Source organism: Photobacterium damselae, from assembly GCF_003026815.1.
GTDB classification, from domain to species: Bacteria; Pseudomonadota; Gammaproteobacteria; order Enterobacterales; family Vibrionaceae; genus Photobacterium; species Photobacterium damselae.
Window position 1 is genome coordinate 203,007 of record NZ_PYOG01000002.1, and the last position, 16,690, is coordinate 219,696.

Sequence of the window (16,690 nt, forward strand, 5' to 3'; positions counted from 1 at the left end):
ATCTAGATCACAGTATTTTATTGCTAACTTATTGAGAATACACCGATTAAAAGTTCTACCGAACAAAGAAGGCAATTCATGAAGTTATTTATTTTAGATATTGATGGTTTATTGATCGATGAAGATCAATTTGATCGCGAGTGCTACATTAAAGCTATCAATCAAGAGCTCAATATTCAGGTGACGGCAGATGAATTATGCAAACTAAATGTAACGGATGCGAGTGCTCTTGACCATTTTATTGAATGTTATCAGATCAAAGAGAGCCGCTCTGTATTACATCGCCAAGTCGAGAAGACTTATTACCAGCTATTGCGCCAAGCACTGATTGAACGAAATTATTCAGATCAAGATAAAGCAAAGGTGCATAATTTATTTTCTGAACTAAAAGCTCGTAAGGATTTACATTTAGCTGTTGTTTCCAGTCATTGGGGGTCGATTGCAAAACTTAAGTTATGGGCGATGGGGATTGAATTAAACCGATTAACCTTTGCTTCTGCATCTGATGCTCTACATTTTGTTGACGTTGTGGCATTAGCATCATTTCGAGCAAAACAAGATGCAGGTGAACTGTTTGCTGAGCGTTTACTCATCAGTGATGCTGAAGCGGCGTGCAAAATTGCCAAAGAGTTAAAAGATACTTGGTTATCTTATGAACAAGCAGCGGCTCTTGATATCAATATCGCCTATGTTCGTGAATATGAGATGGCCTAATTATTGATGTAATGAAAGGTTTCTGTCAAAGCTGATTTTAGTTACAGATCTTGAGTATGATTTTGGTTAGGCTAGTTTTATTAAGATAATCATCTATAACTAATAATAAGCCAATTAGATGATTTTAATAAAACTGGCTGAGGTTATTATGAATAAAGAGTTATGGATCAAACAGTGGTTTTTTGAAGTGCTAGCTAAAGTAGATAGCTCGCAACTACAAGAGATGGCTACTGATCCGTTTATCTTTCATATGGCTGGTGGACGTAAATACCAGGTCACACATCAAGAATATTTGTCTTTTTTAGCCATGTGGCATCAGCGTTTTAAAAACGTACAATTTCAATTAACTCATATGTTATCTGATGATAATAAATTGATGGCATCTTACCAATGTCATGCAACATACCATGGTGGCTGGCTACGTATTCCTGGTAAAAATCAGGCCGTCCATATGACTGGGATGATGTTGTTTAAATTAGAAAATGGCATGATGACGGAGTGTTGGATGGAAGACAGTAACTTTGATCTTTATCAGCAATTAACTCATTATCTCGACTAGATATTTCAATTACTTAGATACAAAAATGCCTCACTATAATAGACAATAGTGAGGCATTTCTTTTATCTAAACAACTTACATTGCTTGTGCTGCTTGCTGTTTTTCTTGTTCACGCTCTGCTTTTAATTGGGCAAAGAATGTTTGGCTTTCAGCAATAATGACATGGCGTAAACATACCAGACCAATAAGGTTTGGAATTGCCATAAGGCCGTTAACGATGTCAGCAATAATCCAAATCATATCTAGCTTCATGAATGCACCAGCTGCGATAAGGACTAAGAAAAATAGTTTATATGGCAGAATAGCTTTTACACCAAATAGGTAAGCTACACAGCGTTCGCCGTAGTAGTTCCAGCCTAAAATAGTAGTAAACGCAAAGAACATCAAACCAATTGATACCATTAATGGACCGTAGTAGTCAGAGTTCAGACCCATAGAGAAGGCATGGGTAGTCATGGTTGCACCTGCAAGATCAGTTTGCCACGCGCCTGTTACCACTAAGGTTAAACCTGTCATCGTACAGATAATGATGGTGTCAAAGAACGTACCTGTCATTGAAACAAGACCTTGACGAACGCTCGATTCTGTTTGGGCGGCAGCTGCTGCAATAGGTGCGCTACCTAAACCTGATTCGTTAGAAAATACACCACGAGCAATACCTGATTGAATCGCAAGCATAATACCAGCACCTAGGAAACCACCTGTTGCGGCATGACCTGTAAATGCAGACTCAATAACTAGACTAACGGCTTCTGGTAGATGAGAAACGTTAGTACCAAGTACAATTAGGCAAGCAATAATGTAAAAGCCAGCCATAAGCGGAACAACTTTACTTGCTACGCTTGAAATAGATTGAATACCACCAAGCGTTACCATTGCAACTAACACAGTTAAAATAACAACGGTAATTTCTTTTGGTACTGAAAATGAAATTTGAGCCGCTTCTACAATCGCATTTGCTTGTGGAAAGGTACCAATACCAAAACAAGCAACACCAATGGCAAAAAGGGCAAACAGTTTTGCTAACCATTTGCTACCGACACCTTTATCTAGGTAGTACATTGGTCCACCTAGCATTTGGCCGTTAGCATCTTGTTCACGGTATTTTACCGCCAATAGACATTCAGCATATTTTGTTGCCATACCAAATAAAGCAGCAAGCCACATCCAAAACAGTGCGCCAGGACCACCTAATTTGATAGCGGTTGCAACGCCAACAATATTACCTGTACCAATAGTGGCAGATAGGGCAGTACATAGGGCTGCAAAGCTGGAAACATCACCTTCGCCTTGGGCGTCTTTATCTTTTTTACCACCGAATACGTAGCGTAAAGCCAGTGGTAAATAGCGGATCTGGATAAATCCTAAGCGAAAAGTAAGATACATACCCGTACCAACCAATAAGATCAGTAGTGGTGGACCCCAAACAAGGTTATCAAATGCTTTTAAAAAACTAAAAATTGTGTCGTGTAGCGGATTCATCATCCCTCCTTTAAACATCAAAGGAAGAGATAAAAAACAACAGAAATAGTTGGTTACAGAAAGAAATTCTGGCTGTTGATCTTATCTCCTCTGTCCTTTTGCCTGAGAGTTTCACTAAACAGATTATGCTGTTTAACTTGCTCCTTCGGCGCTCGATTTAACGAGTCTCTCCAGAGGCTCCTCCAACAACAGTCCATACCCTTATTCAATAGAACTAGGGTGCCTGAAAGATTTACACACGAGTATTTTCATGAAAAAAATAGGCTCGGTTGCTTACTTCTTCGGCGGGCGTTTATGGCTTTCATTAGTTTGAAAGTCCTCGCCGCTCTCCTGCTGTCTTCATCGGAACTCAAATTACGGCAGCAATATTAGGGGATAAAAATGTGATTGTCAGCAAAAAAATGAGGTATTTTTTAAAAAATTTTTTTGAATAAAAAAAGCGCTACAAACATGGAAAGCGCTTTTTTCATAAATGGAAATATCGGTGGTAAGAATAAATACTGTATTATCGATTTAATTCTGTCGATATTAGCTCAATAAGTTGATTATCTTTATCTGCAGTAATCTCCCAAGTGAAAATACCACCAAGTCGATTTTGTTTGACATAATCAGTTTTTGCTTTGATTGAACGCTGATCATCAAAAGTAATAAATTCTTTTTTTGTGGGATGATAAAGTACGGCGGCTTGAGCCTGTTCATCATAATAGTACTGATAGCCAAGTTTAGGATTATTGAGCAGATGAGTGGCAATATCTTGATAGGTGAAATAGCCCGGATCATCAAGATCTGATCCTTTTTTTAAGCCGCTTTGACTCGTCAATCCCTCTAGTGTGTTTGGAGTGAAATCCTCAACTTGTTGCCAACCTCGGCCATAAAATGGAACGCCGACAATGATTTGTTGATGTGATACACCTCGCTGTAACAATGCATTGACTTGCTGATCGACTGAGACCTGATTTGGGGTTTTGTTCGTTGCAAATAAATTAGCATGGTGGCCAACGATATTTTCCCAACCGCCGAGAAAATCATAACTCATTAAGAATATGTGATCTAAATACTGAGCGACTTGTGGCCAGTCAATATTGTTAATATTCTTATTACTTGCACTCACTGCCGCAGAAAGCTCGTATTGTCGATGATGTTTCAGAGATAGAGTTTCTAAACCATGATCTAATTCTTTAAGTAAGGCTGTAAACCCTATTTTTTCTTGGTCAAGATTATCTTTGCCTTTACCTGATAACCCATTTCCTCCGGGATATTCCCAATCAAGTTGAATACCACCAAAAAATGGATAACGTTCTAGTAAGTCTATGGCGCTCACAACGAAGTTCTTACGATAGGTTGGATTAATTACAACGGTATGAAAAGGCTCTGATAGGGTCCAACCGCCAAAACTGGGTAAAACAACCAACTCTGGATCTGCTTTAACTAGCGCACTTAATTGACCAAAATTTCCTTTGTATCTCACTTTGTAGTCTGTTTTGCCTGGGAGCTGTTTTTGTAATGCGGCAAAGTTATCAACAATAACGGCTGTTCCGGTTGGTTTTCCTCGGCATTGCTGAGCCATTATTTTCTGAATATTAGCTGGAGAAGCTGAGTGAGGTCCACAAACGCCCAAAAAAGCATAAATAACATGAGTTAATTTGTCTGTAGGAATTGATCCTGCTGAGTAACTTTTTCTTGGATTATAAACTTTCCAATCTGGGTAGTAGGCCGCTATGACAGGTTTTGTCGTTTGTATTTCTTCAGCCTGAACAACAGATGAAAACAATATGGTTGAAAGAAGAGTGAGTACTACAGGCTTTACTTGATTCATACTATTTTGAGTTGAAAAGAGAATTATAAGGTTATTTTAACGTTCATTTTTTATCATAGGATCATCAAGAAATTAGAGGTTGATGAGGTTCACAGACTTATTTCTCTTCTATTAAAAATGGGTTGAATTGGTAAAAATTTACAAAATAAAAATAATAAAACGCCTAATTTTTAGACCGATTAATTATGATAAGTAAGTTTTGAAATAATATTTTGCTATAAAAATGGCGCTTTATATATGCAATAAAATATTATGAATATTGTTTATTCTATTGATTTAATTGAAGTCTTATTGATGAGACTCTTTTATCTATTCAAATAGTAAGATCTTCAATGAATTGGCAAAAATAAACATTCACTCACAAAATTATCTATAGGCTAAAAAGGAATTATTTAATCATAAGTAATGGGATTCTCACAATGGCAGATGGGTAGACTTAAATAGGTGACGATGTGATTTGGGTTAACTGTACGCATAGCGATAAACACTGTGAAGCAAAAGAAAACTTACGGCAGCTACACAATTTTAAAGATGTTTCGCCTTTTGAGTTACTTGCTTCTATGACGGGTAAAGAATTGGTATTTTTGGAGATCAAAGATTCTTCTTCTGATGGATTTACGTTATTAAAAGCGATACGTAACCGTTATCCATCTACCAAAGTGATTGTGGTATACCATAAGTTAGATTCTGAATTAGCATTAAACGTGTTAAGAGCAGGGGGAGAAGATATTCTACCTGCGAGTTCTAATCGTCAGCAGTTAGAGTCTTGTTTTACTCGGTTGCACACTCATGATGTAGAAGATGAAATAACTCAAGATATCAGTGAGAGAGAAGAGCCGCTACGACCAGCTCTTAAGATTATTGATGAAAATCTTAGCTCACCTTTGCGGGAAGAAGATTTAGCTGCTGCTTGTCACTATTCTCCAACCTACTTTTCACGCCTCTTTCACAGTGTTATGGGGGTAACCCTCAAACAGTATATTATTAAAAAACGGTTAGATATGGCTTGTGGTCTTCTTAGTGCAGACAAAGAAAAGATTGCAGTTATTGCTCTGACAACCGGATTTAAGGATGTGTCGTACTTCTCCCGGGTGTTTAAAAAGCATCTTGGTTGCTCCCCAGGAGAATTTCGTACTCGAAAACAACGGTTAACTTAGCGCCTTTTTGTTAATGGTAAGTTTTCGATGCTTCACTAAGATACAGTACATAGCTGGGACAAAATAAAATGATAAGAGGGTGGTGAGCAGCGTCCCCCCAGCAATCGCAACGGCAAACGGTGGCCAAAATCCACCTCCAGCCAGTATCAGAGGAAGAAAGCCTCCTACAGTCGTTATTGTGGTAGAGGTGATGTGGCGAGTGCAACTCATTGTGCCTGAAACTACTGCTGTAATATTTCCCTCTCTTGCTGCTGGGTCGGCTTTAAATTCCGATAGAATGACGATAGCGGCGTTAATGGCTAAACCGATCAAACCGAGCAGGGCAATAATGACGGTAAAACCAAATGGATATTGAAAAACCCATACCGACAGCAAGCCAAGACCTGCTGCAAGAGCACTAACCGCAAAAATAATCATGCTGAGTCTAAATGAGTTAAATGACACGACGACCACCATAATCATTAAGGTAATAACTAAGGATAGGTTAGCCAGAAGGTTATTGACTGATTCATCTCGTTCTGCAGATTCACCTCCAATATCAATTTTATAACCAACAGGTAATGTTTTTTGGTATTGGCTTAACTCCTGCTCTATCTGATTCAAAACCGTTTGTGGCAATACATCTGCAATTAAATACCCTTCAATAGTATTTACTCGGTTACCATTTCTTCGTGTAATTGCACCAAGGCTTGGCTCCAATTGTAAATCGGCAATGGCGGATAATGGTAACCCAATGGCTTGATTTACATTGGTTATTGGCAACAAAAGATTATTTAAATGACTGAGATTTTCTCTTTGGCTATCAGCAACCCGAACTCGAATTGGAATCTCTTCTTGTCCTTGGATAACGCTACCATTATTTTGTCCAATTAAGGTTGCTTGTAGCAGTTTCGCAACTTGTGTTAAAGATAAACCACTTAGCTGACTGGCTTCTTCATTGACCGAGACAGCCACTTTTGGCAATCCAAATTGCAACGTTGATCGAGTCTCTGTTATGGCTGGATGTTTAGCTAAAATTAAGCGTAATTGATCACCAATTTGCTTAAGTTGGTTGAGATCGTTTCCTTGGACGCGAAGCTCGATTGGAGCATTGAAAGGGGGGCCTTGCTCCAGCTTTCTGACCAATATTTGCGCTTGGGGATAATCGATAGGTAATTGTTGCTGCAACGTTTTAATCATGCGATTAGCCGCGTTAAAGTCAGATGCGGTCACCATGGCTTGAGCAAAATTGTTCGCTCCTTTTTGCATTCCTACCATATTGTAGTAAAACGAAGGTACATTGCCTCCTACCACCCACTGGACTTGTTCAATATCTGAGTATTGATGCAATGTACTATCCAGTTGTTGAACAAATTCTTGGGTATGATAAATACTGCTTTGAGGTGATAGATACACTTGTATTTCAAACATATCTCGATCTGACGGTGGAAAAAATTGCTCAGTCAGTTGTGATGCCCCTACAAACCCTAATAACGGTAACAGAAGACTGAGTAGAACCGTTTTGAGTGGATGATTAACACTCCATACCAATGTTTTTTCAAAACGGCAACTCAGCGAAGGTAAGGTGATCCCGGTATGGTACCAAGCAGAAGAGGGTTCTTTTTTAGGTAAGAATCGACCGGCAAGGCCTGCGACAATGGTGTGGGCAATAAGATAAGAACCAGCAAGAGAAAACGATACGGTGAGCGCGATAGCACCAACAAATTCTCCTGCAGCTCCTGGCATTAAAATGATCGGCATAAAGGCTAAAATGGTAGTTAACGTTGAGCCGAGCAGGGGTAACCAAAGATGGCGCCGAGCCTTATAAGCAGATTCTATTTTCTTCGCCCCTAAATGACGGTAATGAGCAATGGTATCAACCATCACAATAGCATTATCGACCATAATTCCTAACGCAACAATTAAACCTGTTACCGACATTTGGTTAATAGGAATATTGGTGTATTTCATTAGCGCAAGGGTTAATAAACTGGTTAATGGTAGAGACAGCGCGACAATAAAAGCTGAACGAGCACCAAGAGTAAGTAGTAATACAAATAAAATAATAATAAAACCGAGCAGTAGATTACCCATAAGTTCTGATAGTCGTTGTTGGGTATAACCTTGTTGCTCAAAGAGGACTTTAGCTTTGATATTATGTGGTAATTGTTGCTGAAATTGCTCGATTATTTGATGCGCTTTCTTACTCCATTGATCGACTCTTAACTGAGGTTGCATTCGAGCGGCAATGATTATGTTGGGTTGCAACTTATTATGGTTCTGAGTTAACGCGATTTCATCCATTGGGTAAGACGGTTGATGGGTGACAGTTGCAATATCTCTTAGTCGAATAACATGACCATTAGAATCAACCAGAACAGGAACCTGCTTAACGCGATCTAGAGAATCTAAGCTATCGGAGACTTCTATTGTAAAGTTAGCGGATGGGCTGATCAGTCTACCGGCTGCATTTTTTGCATCTGCGTTAGCTATAGCCTCAGATAGAGTTGCTGCTGAACGTTTGAGGCTAGTGGCAATAGTGGGGTCGATAGAGACTAATATTTCTTCGTCAATTAAACCATATTCATCCACGAACTCCGTTCCAGATAAATTACGTAAACGATGGCTAAGTTCTTTTGCATAGCGTCTAAGTGTGACCAGATTGATTTCGCTTTCATGATCCCAACTAAGAGCTACGATCATGGTAAAAGCATAACTGTGATCGCTATCTAACTCCGGAGATAATGTCCCTGCGGGCAGTTGAGGTTCGATGTCGGTTAACTTATCTCGAACCAATGACCAAACGGGTTCTGAATCTAAGATTGTATCTTGTAATTCGATGCTTACAACCGAAATACCGGGGCGAGAGGTTGAAGTTATAAGTGCGATTTCATCGAGTTGGCGTAACTGGTTTTCAATCTTTTCTGTGACTAAAGACTCCACACGCTCTGTAGTTGCTCCGGGCAGTACTGTTGTAATAGTCGCATTACGGTTACGAATAATGGGATCTTCTGCTCTTGGTAACGACATTAGTGCAGAGATTCCACTCACAATAATAATGGCAATAAAAAGGGTTAATAAGCGGCTGTTCGCCAGAATCTTATTCATTATTTTTACCCTTTGGCTGCAATGCTGTTTCAACCTCTTGGCCTGCAACAACGCGATGTAAACCATCCGCTACAATCTGCTCGTGGGGGTGAATCGCTCCTGTAATATAGGCGTCAGTACCATTAGCAAAAATCACTTTGACGGTACGCCGCTCTAAAATTTGATGATTTTTGTCAGACTTTGGCACAATTGCCATAACGGTCCAGACGCCACGCAGCCCTTCAGTTAACGCAGTAAGAGGGATCCAATACCCATTTTGTTGCTGGTGATCTTGGTATGTTAGATAGGCTAACTCTCCTGTTAGAAGAGGCGCTTGAAGAGCAAAGCGAAGCTCGACAGTACGAGAGTTAAGGTCAATACTCGCTCCTGGGTTTAATAATTGAGCCGGGTAGAGCTTGTTATTGATACGTATTTGCCAGCTAGGTTGGTTTAAAATCTGCGTCATATATTTCGCAGGAACCCCGATGTGAGCTTCGGTTAGATCATTTGCAAGCAAGGTAAAAGTGGGGGTTCCAATATTAATAACATCACCTTGAGAGACAAAACGTTCACTAATTTTGCCATTATAAGGCGCTCGAATTGTGGATTTGGTCAGTTTTAACTGGTTGGCTGCTAAGGTTGCATGTAATTGACTCAAATTGGCTAGCAAGGCTTTTCGTTGGCTTTGAAGCGAGTCAATTTCTGACGCAGCGCTAAATCCTTTCGCTTGTAAAGTTTGCTGTCGAGCTAAATTAGTATTAATAAGATCTAATTGCGCCTGAAACTGTTGCTGCTGAGCGAATAGTTGCTGCTTTTCTGTTTGTAACAGGTCGGTATCGAGTTCGAGAAGTGGTGTGCCTGCCGTAACATTTCTTCCTACATCTACTAAGATACGTTTTACTTTACCGTTTAGCTCCGAGCCTAAACTTGTTTGCTGTTTTGCTTGAATGAATCCAACAAACTCTCGTGGAATTTGGTAACTGGTTTGAGGCTCTAGTTGAAGGCCGTTAATGAGTAAAGGGGATTTTAGTTCAGATGCGAATGCCACATTTTGTAACATAACGCTGCATACGAGCCATAGATGAATATATAAACGGTAATACATCGTAGGTGTTATTCCTTACGTGGCAAAAGAAGTATATAAGAAAGTGTTACTTGAGTTGAAAATTAATCCAACAAAACTAGACTGTCCAGTTTGATTGTATTAAAAATTGTGACAGTGAGTAAAAATTAGATCTTGATTAGAATTTTAGGAAAATGGCGCTGAGAATGAGTACGAAAAAAGTGTTAACCCCTCGAAGTCAAAGAAAGCGAGAACAAATTTTAGCTGCGGCCAGTGAGCTATTTATGTCACAGGGTTATATGACTTCAATGGACTTAATTGCCGAACAAGCTGGCGTATCAAAACAAACAGTTTATAGCCATTTCAAAACGAAAGATGATTTGTTTGATACGTGTATACGAGCTAAATGTGTCGCTGCTGAGTTTACTGAAACCGCGCTAGATCACTCATTACCGATTCGTGAATTTTTGTGTCAGTTTGCCTATCGATTTCAAGCTATGTTGCTCAGTACTGAAGCGGTTCTTATGTTTCGTACCGCCATCAGTCAAATTGATAATCATCCTGATTTAGCTAAAACGTATTTGGCTGCAGGCCCAGAAGCAACGGTTATTTTGTTAGTTCAGTTTCTTGAATTAAAACAGCAACAGGGAATTATTGCTATTCCTGAGAACATGACGCTTGAGCAGGCGGCAATGCAATTACTGTTAATGTGGCATGGTAAAGCGGTGTACTGGCGTTATTTAGGTCAAGAGACGCAAGAGCTTGAAACAGAACTTCATCATTATTTAGATGCTTGTGTTGATCTGTTTTTAGCAGGGTATCAAGTTGATAATTAATTTTATTTATTGCGGTTCTAAAGAAGAGTAATTAGCCAAAAGTTCTAAAAGTCGTTTTAATTAACCCATATCAACGCAGCAGCGAAATAAGGATTTCCAGTTGTTGCCATACTATTTATATGGGTAACAAGAATGAATAAAATTTATTTGGGTTTAATTGCTGTTGGAACGTTATTCCTTGTTGGATGTTCAGGACACGGCGCATTATCTTATAACGATCAACCTGTTGTAATGAATCTTGATGATAATTACGAATTAGCTTTAAGTAAATGTAAAATATTTGCAGATCAAGCGACTGGTAATAAAGAGGCTGGTCGTAAAACCGGCGTTGTTTTAGGACTTGGTATGGGTGCTCTAGCTGGTGGCCTCTCTGATGAAGGTGTTGTAAAAGGTGCTGCTTTAGGGGGGACTAGCGGGTTCATTGCAGGGGACCTTGCTGGACGAAGTAAAGATTTAGATGATGCTCAGTATGTGCTCCGTAAGTGCCTAGAAAATAAAGGTTATACTGTTCTTGATAAGCGAGATTCCTAGCTTTATTTACTGTTACTGCAGAATTGAAATATATTAATTTAATTCCAAAACTCCAATGAACCATCACTTTAATTTTCTTTGTATCCCCCCGTTTCAAATTGAAGCGGGTTTTTTTTATCTATTCAATTTGTAGAGTGCGTTTCAAAAATTGAGTGAATCCGTTATCCTTGCCACTTCCTTAATTACTCAGTTTATTAAATATGAAACAAAGCCATCATCACTTGAATAAAAAATCACCTAAAGGCGATCACAAAGGTCAATTTGGTATGTCTGAAACTCGCTTTTGGATCCAGCGCCTAGGTAAGACGTTTATTCGTGCACTACACATTCTTGGTATTGCAGGAATGAGTGGTGGAGTCTTTTATGGTGTTGATAAATCGCTATGGTTACATTGGTGGGTTTTAGCTATGGTAACGGGAGTTATTATGGTTGGCTTTGAAATCATCAGTTCTCGATTATGGTTGATCCAACTTAAGGGCGTATTAACTTATGTAAAACTAGGCTTATTGGGATTATTTGTTATCTTACCTCAAGATAAGGCTGCTCTTTATATCATTGTTTTATTACTTTCAGTGATTATTGCTCATGGTCCAGCAGGATTACGTCACTATTCTATTTGGCATAGAAAGCGTATCGATGATAAAAGAAAGTTTAATGGTTGATAATATTTAAGCTCGGTGAGTTATTGAATTTATTGAGCTTTAGTCAATCTATTGGCGGAGGATAAATTTGTACATAGAATAAATATATTGTCATTAAAGTATGAAATTTAATAATTTGACTATATTTTATCGATAGTTATATATTGAATTATTTGACAATTGCTTGCCTAATTAATTGGAAATATAAGAAAGGGGAACAATACATTTTATTATAAGAAAAGTCATTTATGCATTTAAAACTCCTTTCTCTTGCAATTACTGCCGCTTTATTGACGGGCTGTAATGGTGATAGTAATAGTCAAAATACTGATTTACCGCTAACGCCTTTAGATCCATCAATACCAGTAAAACCTGAACAACCACTTATACCGCTAGAGCCTTCAATACCTGTTGAGCCTGAAATTCCTGAGCCACCAGTTGAGCCAGAATTACCAGAACCGCCAACGGAGCCGGATACCATTCCACCATCAGTACTTGATCCTGCAATAAAGATCCATAAAGGTGGTCTGCAACTATCGGGTAAACAATTAGTGGGTGATATTAGTTGTAATGGTCAAGAACTAGCCTTAAACGGCCAATTTACCTTTAAAGATGGGGATGACATCCGATGTAATTTCGGGTCAATAGAACTATTTTCTCAGCAGGCACCTCAACCTCGCTCACTCCATAGTGATGCTCAGAAGGTTATTCACTTTGATATTGAACATTTTCTCCACGATGGAGCTGTTGATAATACGGTTCAAGTTCTCAATAAAATTGATACTTGTAAAAGTGATAACAATAAGGTGTGTTTAGATGTTATTAATAGTTATGACATTGCGACACTTTATAATTCTACCGATACAGAGGCTGTTAAAGAGTTTATCAATCCATCTTCAGAGCAAGTAACAGAAGAGGTAGATAAAGCTCCGAGTTCTCATGTCGATGTAACGTTAAAACCGGAAGTCACTCCAGGCACCTCAACCGATCTTAACAGTCAATTTGTGTCTGCTTCGGCAGAGTCTGCATATCAATATAAGCCTTCCGTTGACAATCAAGAAATTACAGTAGCAAAATTGCTTGACGCAAAAGGTCTACCTATTGCTGGTGTTCACTATTATACGCCGTCATCACGCGGGGTAACGGACAGTCAGGGGCAAATTGAATATATTTGGGGTGAAGAGATCACCTTTGGTATTGATACTTTTACTTTTGGCTCTGTGAAAGGAAATCAGCTTAGCTACCAATTAACCGATGTGACTGAAAATAGTCTTGTAAAACAAAATATTGATAGCTTAATTGAACGATACTCTAAAAATTTGCACGATCATCGTGAATTTGATACTAAAGTTCACCAAATTTTTGCTTTGTATCCGAACGCTATTAATGAAATTATTAATATTTCTCTGCCTAATGGCGCCAAAATTGAAGGAACTAACTTTCATGTTCCTAATGAGTTTGAATACCAATTTGACTCTGGTTTAGCAAAAGAGATTGATGAACAATTAAAACAACCCAAATCACTCTGGGCTAAGCAAACTAAAATAGTGAAAGCTCATGGCTCCAATATAAATGCAACATTACATCAGATATATTCAGGTGTTCAGCAATTTCATGTATTCCATGATGTTGGTTCATACTACGGGGCTTCTGGTTTTGCTCGTTTAATGCGAAATCTTAATATTTCTAATACGGCATTTCCCATTTTAATGCCTCGTATGGACAGTAACTATTGGTTACCATTTGGAAAAGAGCAAGCATGGACTCGAGAATTTAAGCCGCATATCGTAGATGCAACTACCATAGATGCCGATTCAAAGGTAACAATGCTGAGACCACCGAAAGTTTCAGAAGATAATGCGACTTTTAACTTACCAGGTATTTCTACCGGTCAAATAGGTAAGGGTAGTATTGTCTTTATGGGAAGCGGACATTATCCAATAGTTCTATCTTGTCCAGATAGTTATTGGGGGAATAAGTCTCTTTCAATTAAAGATCAGCAGTGTACATATAGTATTAATAATAACATTGTCGATCCAACCACTGACCGTCAATTTGATAATGGTAGTATGCAGCGCTTCTTTAAGAATCTGTTTACATGGCTTGAACCAAGTTATCAAAATGGACAAAACGCCATTAATGTGGCGACAAATATTGAATTAGCACCTAAATTTGATCATGGCCATCAAAGCTGGTTACCAAAATATGAGTTCTTCATTAATAAGAGCTATAACGTTAGTTTAGAGCGTATTACTTCTGGTAATTTTTCTGGAATTAATCCTGAAACAACACCAATATTGTTGCTTCAGTCTTATGAAATAGGCGCTTTTGGTGATGGTACAACAACCAAGAATATCTCTGATTTATCACAGCCTAAATTGACAGTAAATGACGTTAATGATCTTATTCAATATGTGAATGCTGGTGGTCATATTGTCTTTTTTGATGCGATAGAACAAGTGAATCCAGAGCCGATTGCGAAACTAGCAGATATGGCAGGTGTTTCACTTGGTGGGGCTAATGTCGCACAAGCTAAAACAACGCAAGCATATTGTGGTTCAAGTTATTACTGTCATGGTAGTGGCGTTAAGCCTAATGTGCACGCAGTTACTGAGCATGACTTAGTTGTTTATGAACGTTTTGAAACACTTAACGATGATGCATCTAAGATTGTAATTAATAGTGATGGTACTATTACATGGCCAGCCCCAAATAAGATGCCTAAATTGGAAGTGGCGAAATATACTACGCCATATATGCCACTAACGATCGATGGTATTCCACAAGAACGTTTTGCATTCTTTCAAGTCAAATCTGAAGATGAAAAACGTGCGGCTATTCATGAGTTACAAGTCGCATTTCCTGGCGTAAAAGTTTGCCAAGATGACTATGAGTTTGAAGTCAATTGTATCGAATTCCGAAAAGGTCATGGAATTCCATCGTTTGGTAATTATCAGCGTGCTAACTATGAACGCTATTCAATCTCACCTAAAGTTATCGACTCTATGGTTGAAGCGGCTAATTTAGGGACCAACCTAACTAAACTGTATCAGCATGAATTGTATTATCGAACTCGTGGTGAGCAAGGGCATCGCTTATCTTTAACTGAATTAAATCAGACTTATGATAACACCTCTGTTTGGATGTGGAATGACGAGCCGTATCGATATGATAATTCAGTTGAGGACGAACTTGGGTTTAAAACAGCAGTTGATTACCTAAACTGTTATACCAATAATCAACACCAAGGTGGTATTGAGTGCTCCGTTGATAAACAGCAAGCTTTAATTAAGTATGGCTTTTTACATAAAAATGGTGAGTTAAATCCAAGCTACCCATTAAATTATCAGGAAAAACCATTAACTCGTATTATGCTTGGTCGTTCTTATTGGGATCTTGATATCAAAGTTGATACGACTCAATACCCAGGTCGTCCAGCATTTACGAATGGCACTCAAACAGTCACTGTTTCTACATTAAACAATGCCGTTACAGGTACTGTAAATAATATGCAGTCGACAGGACTTTGGGCTCATCAGCATCAACAAGTTCAAGTAAGTGGTGGTGTACCTGCAACGATTACTGTCTCTTTGATTGATGACTTAACGGGGTTAGAGCAGCATGAAGTCGCTTTAAATCGACCTCCTCGAGTGCAAAAAAGCTTTAATTATGATGGTTCAAATTTAAGCTTTCGTGTTCCTTATGGCGGTTTAATTTATATCAAACCTCATTCAAATATAGAGGGTACAGCTGAATTTAGTTTTAGTGGTGTTGCGACTGCAGCATTTTGGAAAGATAACCAATGGATGTATGGTAAAGCAAGTGATGTACCTTTAGCTGAAATCGATACTGGCCATGTAATCTATACAACGCCTGTTGAGAACATTGAACAGCAAGATATACAAATTTTTGTAGATGAGATGAATAAATTTGCCAATAGTGCAAGTGACTTTTATGGTCGAGATGAAGTTGTCTCAGTAGGTAAGCATCGACGCTTTACTTATCAAGATCTAGCTGATCACCGTCATCGATTTGTTAATGATATCCAAATTAGTATTGGTGCTGCTCATTCAGGGTATCCAGTTCAAAGCACGACATACAATAAGGGTAATAAGATCCCAACTACACCAACTAATGATTGGCTTTTGTGGCATGAAATAGGTCATAACTTAGCTTCTGCTCCCTTCTCTATGACTGGAGGGACAGAAGTAACCAATAATATATTGGCATTATACATGCAGGAACAGCGCCCAGAACCTAATAATAAAATGAGTCGAGTTGAGAGTGATATCCAAAAGATGCCATTACTCTTTAGTCGATATAATAAACATGTATGGAGTAACGGTGATGCTGGTATTCGTTTGGTGATGTTTGCTCAGTTAAAACTTTGGGCTGAGAATCATTTCCGTATTGATAACTGGTATAGCGAAAAGGACTTACTAACTATCTATAATCAAGATCAGGGGTGGAATATGTTTAAGCTTATGCACCGTAAATCACGAGGCGATAGTATTGGTGATCAGGGTATTAACTACTGCTCATCTTCTGATACAGGATTAAGTGGCGGTGACTTATTGATGGTGTGTAGTTCATATGTATCGGGCTTTGATTTATCAAACTTCTATACATTGTGGAATCCATCAGAAAGCATGAATATTTTACCTAATGGTGACAAACTTTACTCGGGTGGAATTACATCTAAGGGATATCAAGTATTAAATCAGATCCCGAATTTAAAACAGCCAGAGACTTCTCCTGAGTCTATCACTCACTTGTAAAATAGTTACTTCAGCATAAACAAAAAGCCATCGCATAATTAAGTGCG

At 38.6% G+C, this 16,690-nt stretch carries 11 protein-coding genes and 1 riboswitch; of the genes, 7 read left to right on the plus strand and 4 right to left on the minus strand.

Annotation, left to right across the window (positions count from 1 at the left end; all coding sequences use genetic code 11):
• Positions 1-78: 78 nt before the first annotated feature.
• Complete coding sequence (locus CTN07_RS03820) at positions 79-714, plus strand: HAD family hydrolase (RefSeq protein WP_005298897.1); 636 nt, start codon at positions 79-81, stop codon at positions 712-714.
• Between the two features lie 148 nt (positions 715-862).
• A complete protein-coding gene (locus CTN07_RS03825; protein WP_036764946.1) occupies positions 863-1,273 on the plus strand; it encodes a nuclear transport factor 2 family protein in 411 nt (136 codons plus the stop codon).
• A gap of 75 nt (positions 1,274-1,348) precedes the next feature.
• Here CTN07_RS03825 and CTN07_RS03830 read toward each other — a convergent pair whose 3' ends face one another.
• Positions 1,349-2,755, minus strand: a complete 1,407-nt coding sequence (locus tag CTN07_RS03830; RefSeq protein WP_005298899.1) for an alanine/glycine:cation symporter family protein — start codon at positions 2,753-2,755, stop codon at positions 1,349-1,351.
• Positions 2,756-2,835: 80 nt separating this feature from the next.
• A riboswitch (glycine riboswitch) is annotated at positions 2,836-2,939 on the minus strand.
• Positions 2,940-3,260: 321 nt separating this feature from the next.
• Positions 3,261-4,571 carry a glycoside hydrolase family 18 protein gene (locus tag CTN07_RS03835; RefSeq protein WP_005298901.1) on the minus strand — a complete coding sequence of 437 codons (1,311 nt, stop codon included), beginning with the start codon at positions 4,569-4,571 and terminating at the stop codon, positions 3,261-3,263.
• Positions 4,572-5,023: 452 nt separating this feature from the next.
• Between CTN07_RS03835 and CTN07_RS03840 the strand changes: the two genes are divergently transcribed.
• A complete protein-coding gene (locus CTN07_RS03840) occupies positions 5,024-5,728 on the plus strand; it encodes a response regulator transcription factor (RefSeq protein WP_005298903.1) in 705 nt (234 codons plus the stop codon).
• Here CTN07_RS03840 and CTN07_RS03845 read toward each other — a convergent pair.
• Positions 5,720-8,815 carry an efflux RND transporter permease subunit gene (locus tag CTN07_RS03845; protein ID WP_005298905.1) on the minus strand — a complete coding sequence of 1,032 codons (3,096 nt, stop codon included), beginning with the start codon at positions 8,813-8,815 and terminating at the stop codon, positions 5,720-5,722. The two genes, CTN07_RS03840 and CTN07_RS03845, sit on opposite strands and share 9 nt — an antisense overlap.
• On the minus strand, positions 8,808-9,899 hold the full coding sequence (locus CTN07_RS03850) for an efflux RND transporter periplasmic adaptor subunit (protein ID WP_005298907.1): 1,092 nt from the start codon (positions 9,897-9,899) through the stop codon (positions 8,808-8,810). The genes CTN07_RS03845 and CTN07_RS03850 overlap by 8 nt, the downstream gene beginning before the upstream one ends.
• 164 nt (positions 9,900-10,063) lie before the next feature.
• Here CTN07_RS03850 and CTN07_RS03855 point away from each other — a divergent pair, with 164 nt between their 5' ends.
• From CTN07_RS03855 to CTN07_RS03870, 4 genes are all read left to right on the plus strand, one after another.
• Complete coding sequence (locus CTN07_RS03855; protein ID WP_005298909.1) at positions 10,064-10,693, plus strand: TetR/AcrR family transcriptional regulator; 630 nt, start codon at positions 10,064-10,066, stop codon at positions 10,691-10,693.
• Between the two features lie 132 nt (positions 10,694-10,825).
• Positions 10,826-11,224 (plus strand): membrane protein, encoded by a 399-nt coding sequence (locus CTN07_RS03860; protein ID WP_036763680.1) that lies wholly within the window; start codon positions 10,826-10,828, stop codon positions 11,222-11,224.
• A gap of 200 nt (positions 11,225-11,424) precedes the next feature.
• Complete coding sequence (locus CTN07_RS03865) at positions 11,425-11,886, plus strand: hypothetical protein (RefSeq protein ID WP_198137215.1); 462 nt, start codon at positions 11,425-11,427, stop codon at positions 11,884-11,886.
• Positions 11,887-12,113: 227 nt separating this feature from the next.
• Positions 12,114-16,643, plus strand: a complete 4,530-nt coding sequence (locus tag CTN07_RS03870; RefSeq protein WP_005298912.1) for an SslE/AcfD family lipoprotein zinc metalloprotease — start codon at positions 12,114-12,116, stop codon at positions 16,641-16,643.
• Positions 16,644-16,690 lie beyond the last annotated feature (47 nt).

What these genes read in the sequence shown, in the direction of transcription:
- CTN07_RS03820 (WP_005298897.1), top strand. Translation starts at nt 79, where the DNA reads ATGAAGTTATTTATTTTAGATATTGATGGTTTATTGATCGATGAAGAT.
- CTN07_RS03825 (WP_036764946.1), top strand. Translation starts at nt 863, where the DNA reads ATGAATAAAGAGTTATGGATCAAACAGTGGTTTTTTGAAGTGCTAGCT.
- CTN07_RS03830 (WP_005298899.1), bottom strand. Translation starts at nt 2,755, where the DNA reads ATGAATCCGCTACACGACACAATTTTTAGTTTTTTAAAAGCATTTGAT.
- CTN07_RS03835 (WP_005298901.1), bottom strand. Translation starts at nt 4,571, where the DNA reads ATGAATCAAGTAAAGCCTGTAGTACTCACTCTTCTTTCAACCATATTG.
- CTN07_RS03845 (WP_005298905.1), bottom strand. Translation starts at nt 8,815, where the DNA reads ATGAATAAGATTCTGGCGAACAGCCGCTTATTAACCCTTTTTATTGCC.
- CTN07_RS03850 (WP_005298907.1), bottom strand. Translation starts at nt 9,899, where the DNA reads ATGTATTACCGTTTATATATTCATCTATGGCTCGTATGCAGCGTTATG.
- CTN07_RS03855 (WP_005298909.1), top strand. Translation starts at nt 10,064, where the DNA reads ATGAGTACGAAAAAAGTGTTAACCCCTCGAAGTCAAAGAAAGCGAGAA.
- CTN07_RS03860 (WP_036763680.1), top strand. Translation starts at nt 10,826, where the DNA reads ATGAATAAAATTTATTTGGGTTTAATTGCTGTTGGAACGTTATTCCTT.
- CTN07_RS03865 (WP_198137215.1), top strand. Translation starts at nt 11,425, where the DNA reads ATGAAACAAAGCCATCATCACTTGAATAAAAAATCACCTAAAGGCGAT.
- CTN07_RS03870 (WP_005298912.1), top strand. Translation starts at nt 12,114, where the DNA reads ATGCATTTAAAACTCCTTTCTCTTGCAATTACTGCCGCTTTATTGACG.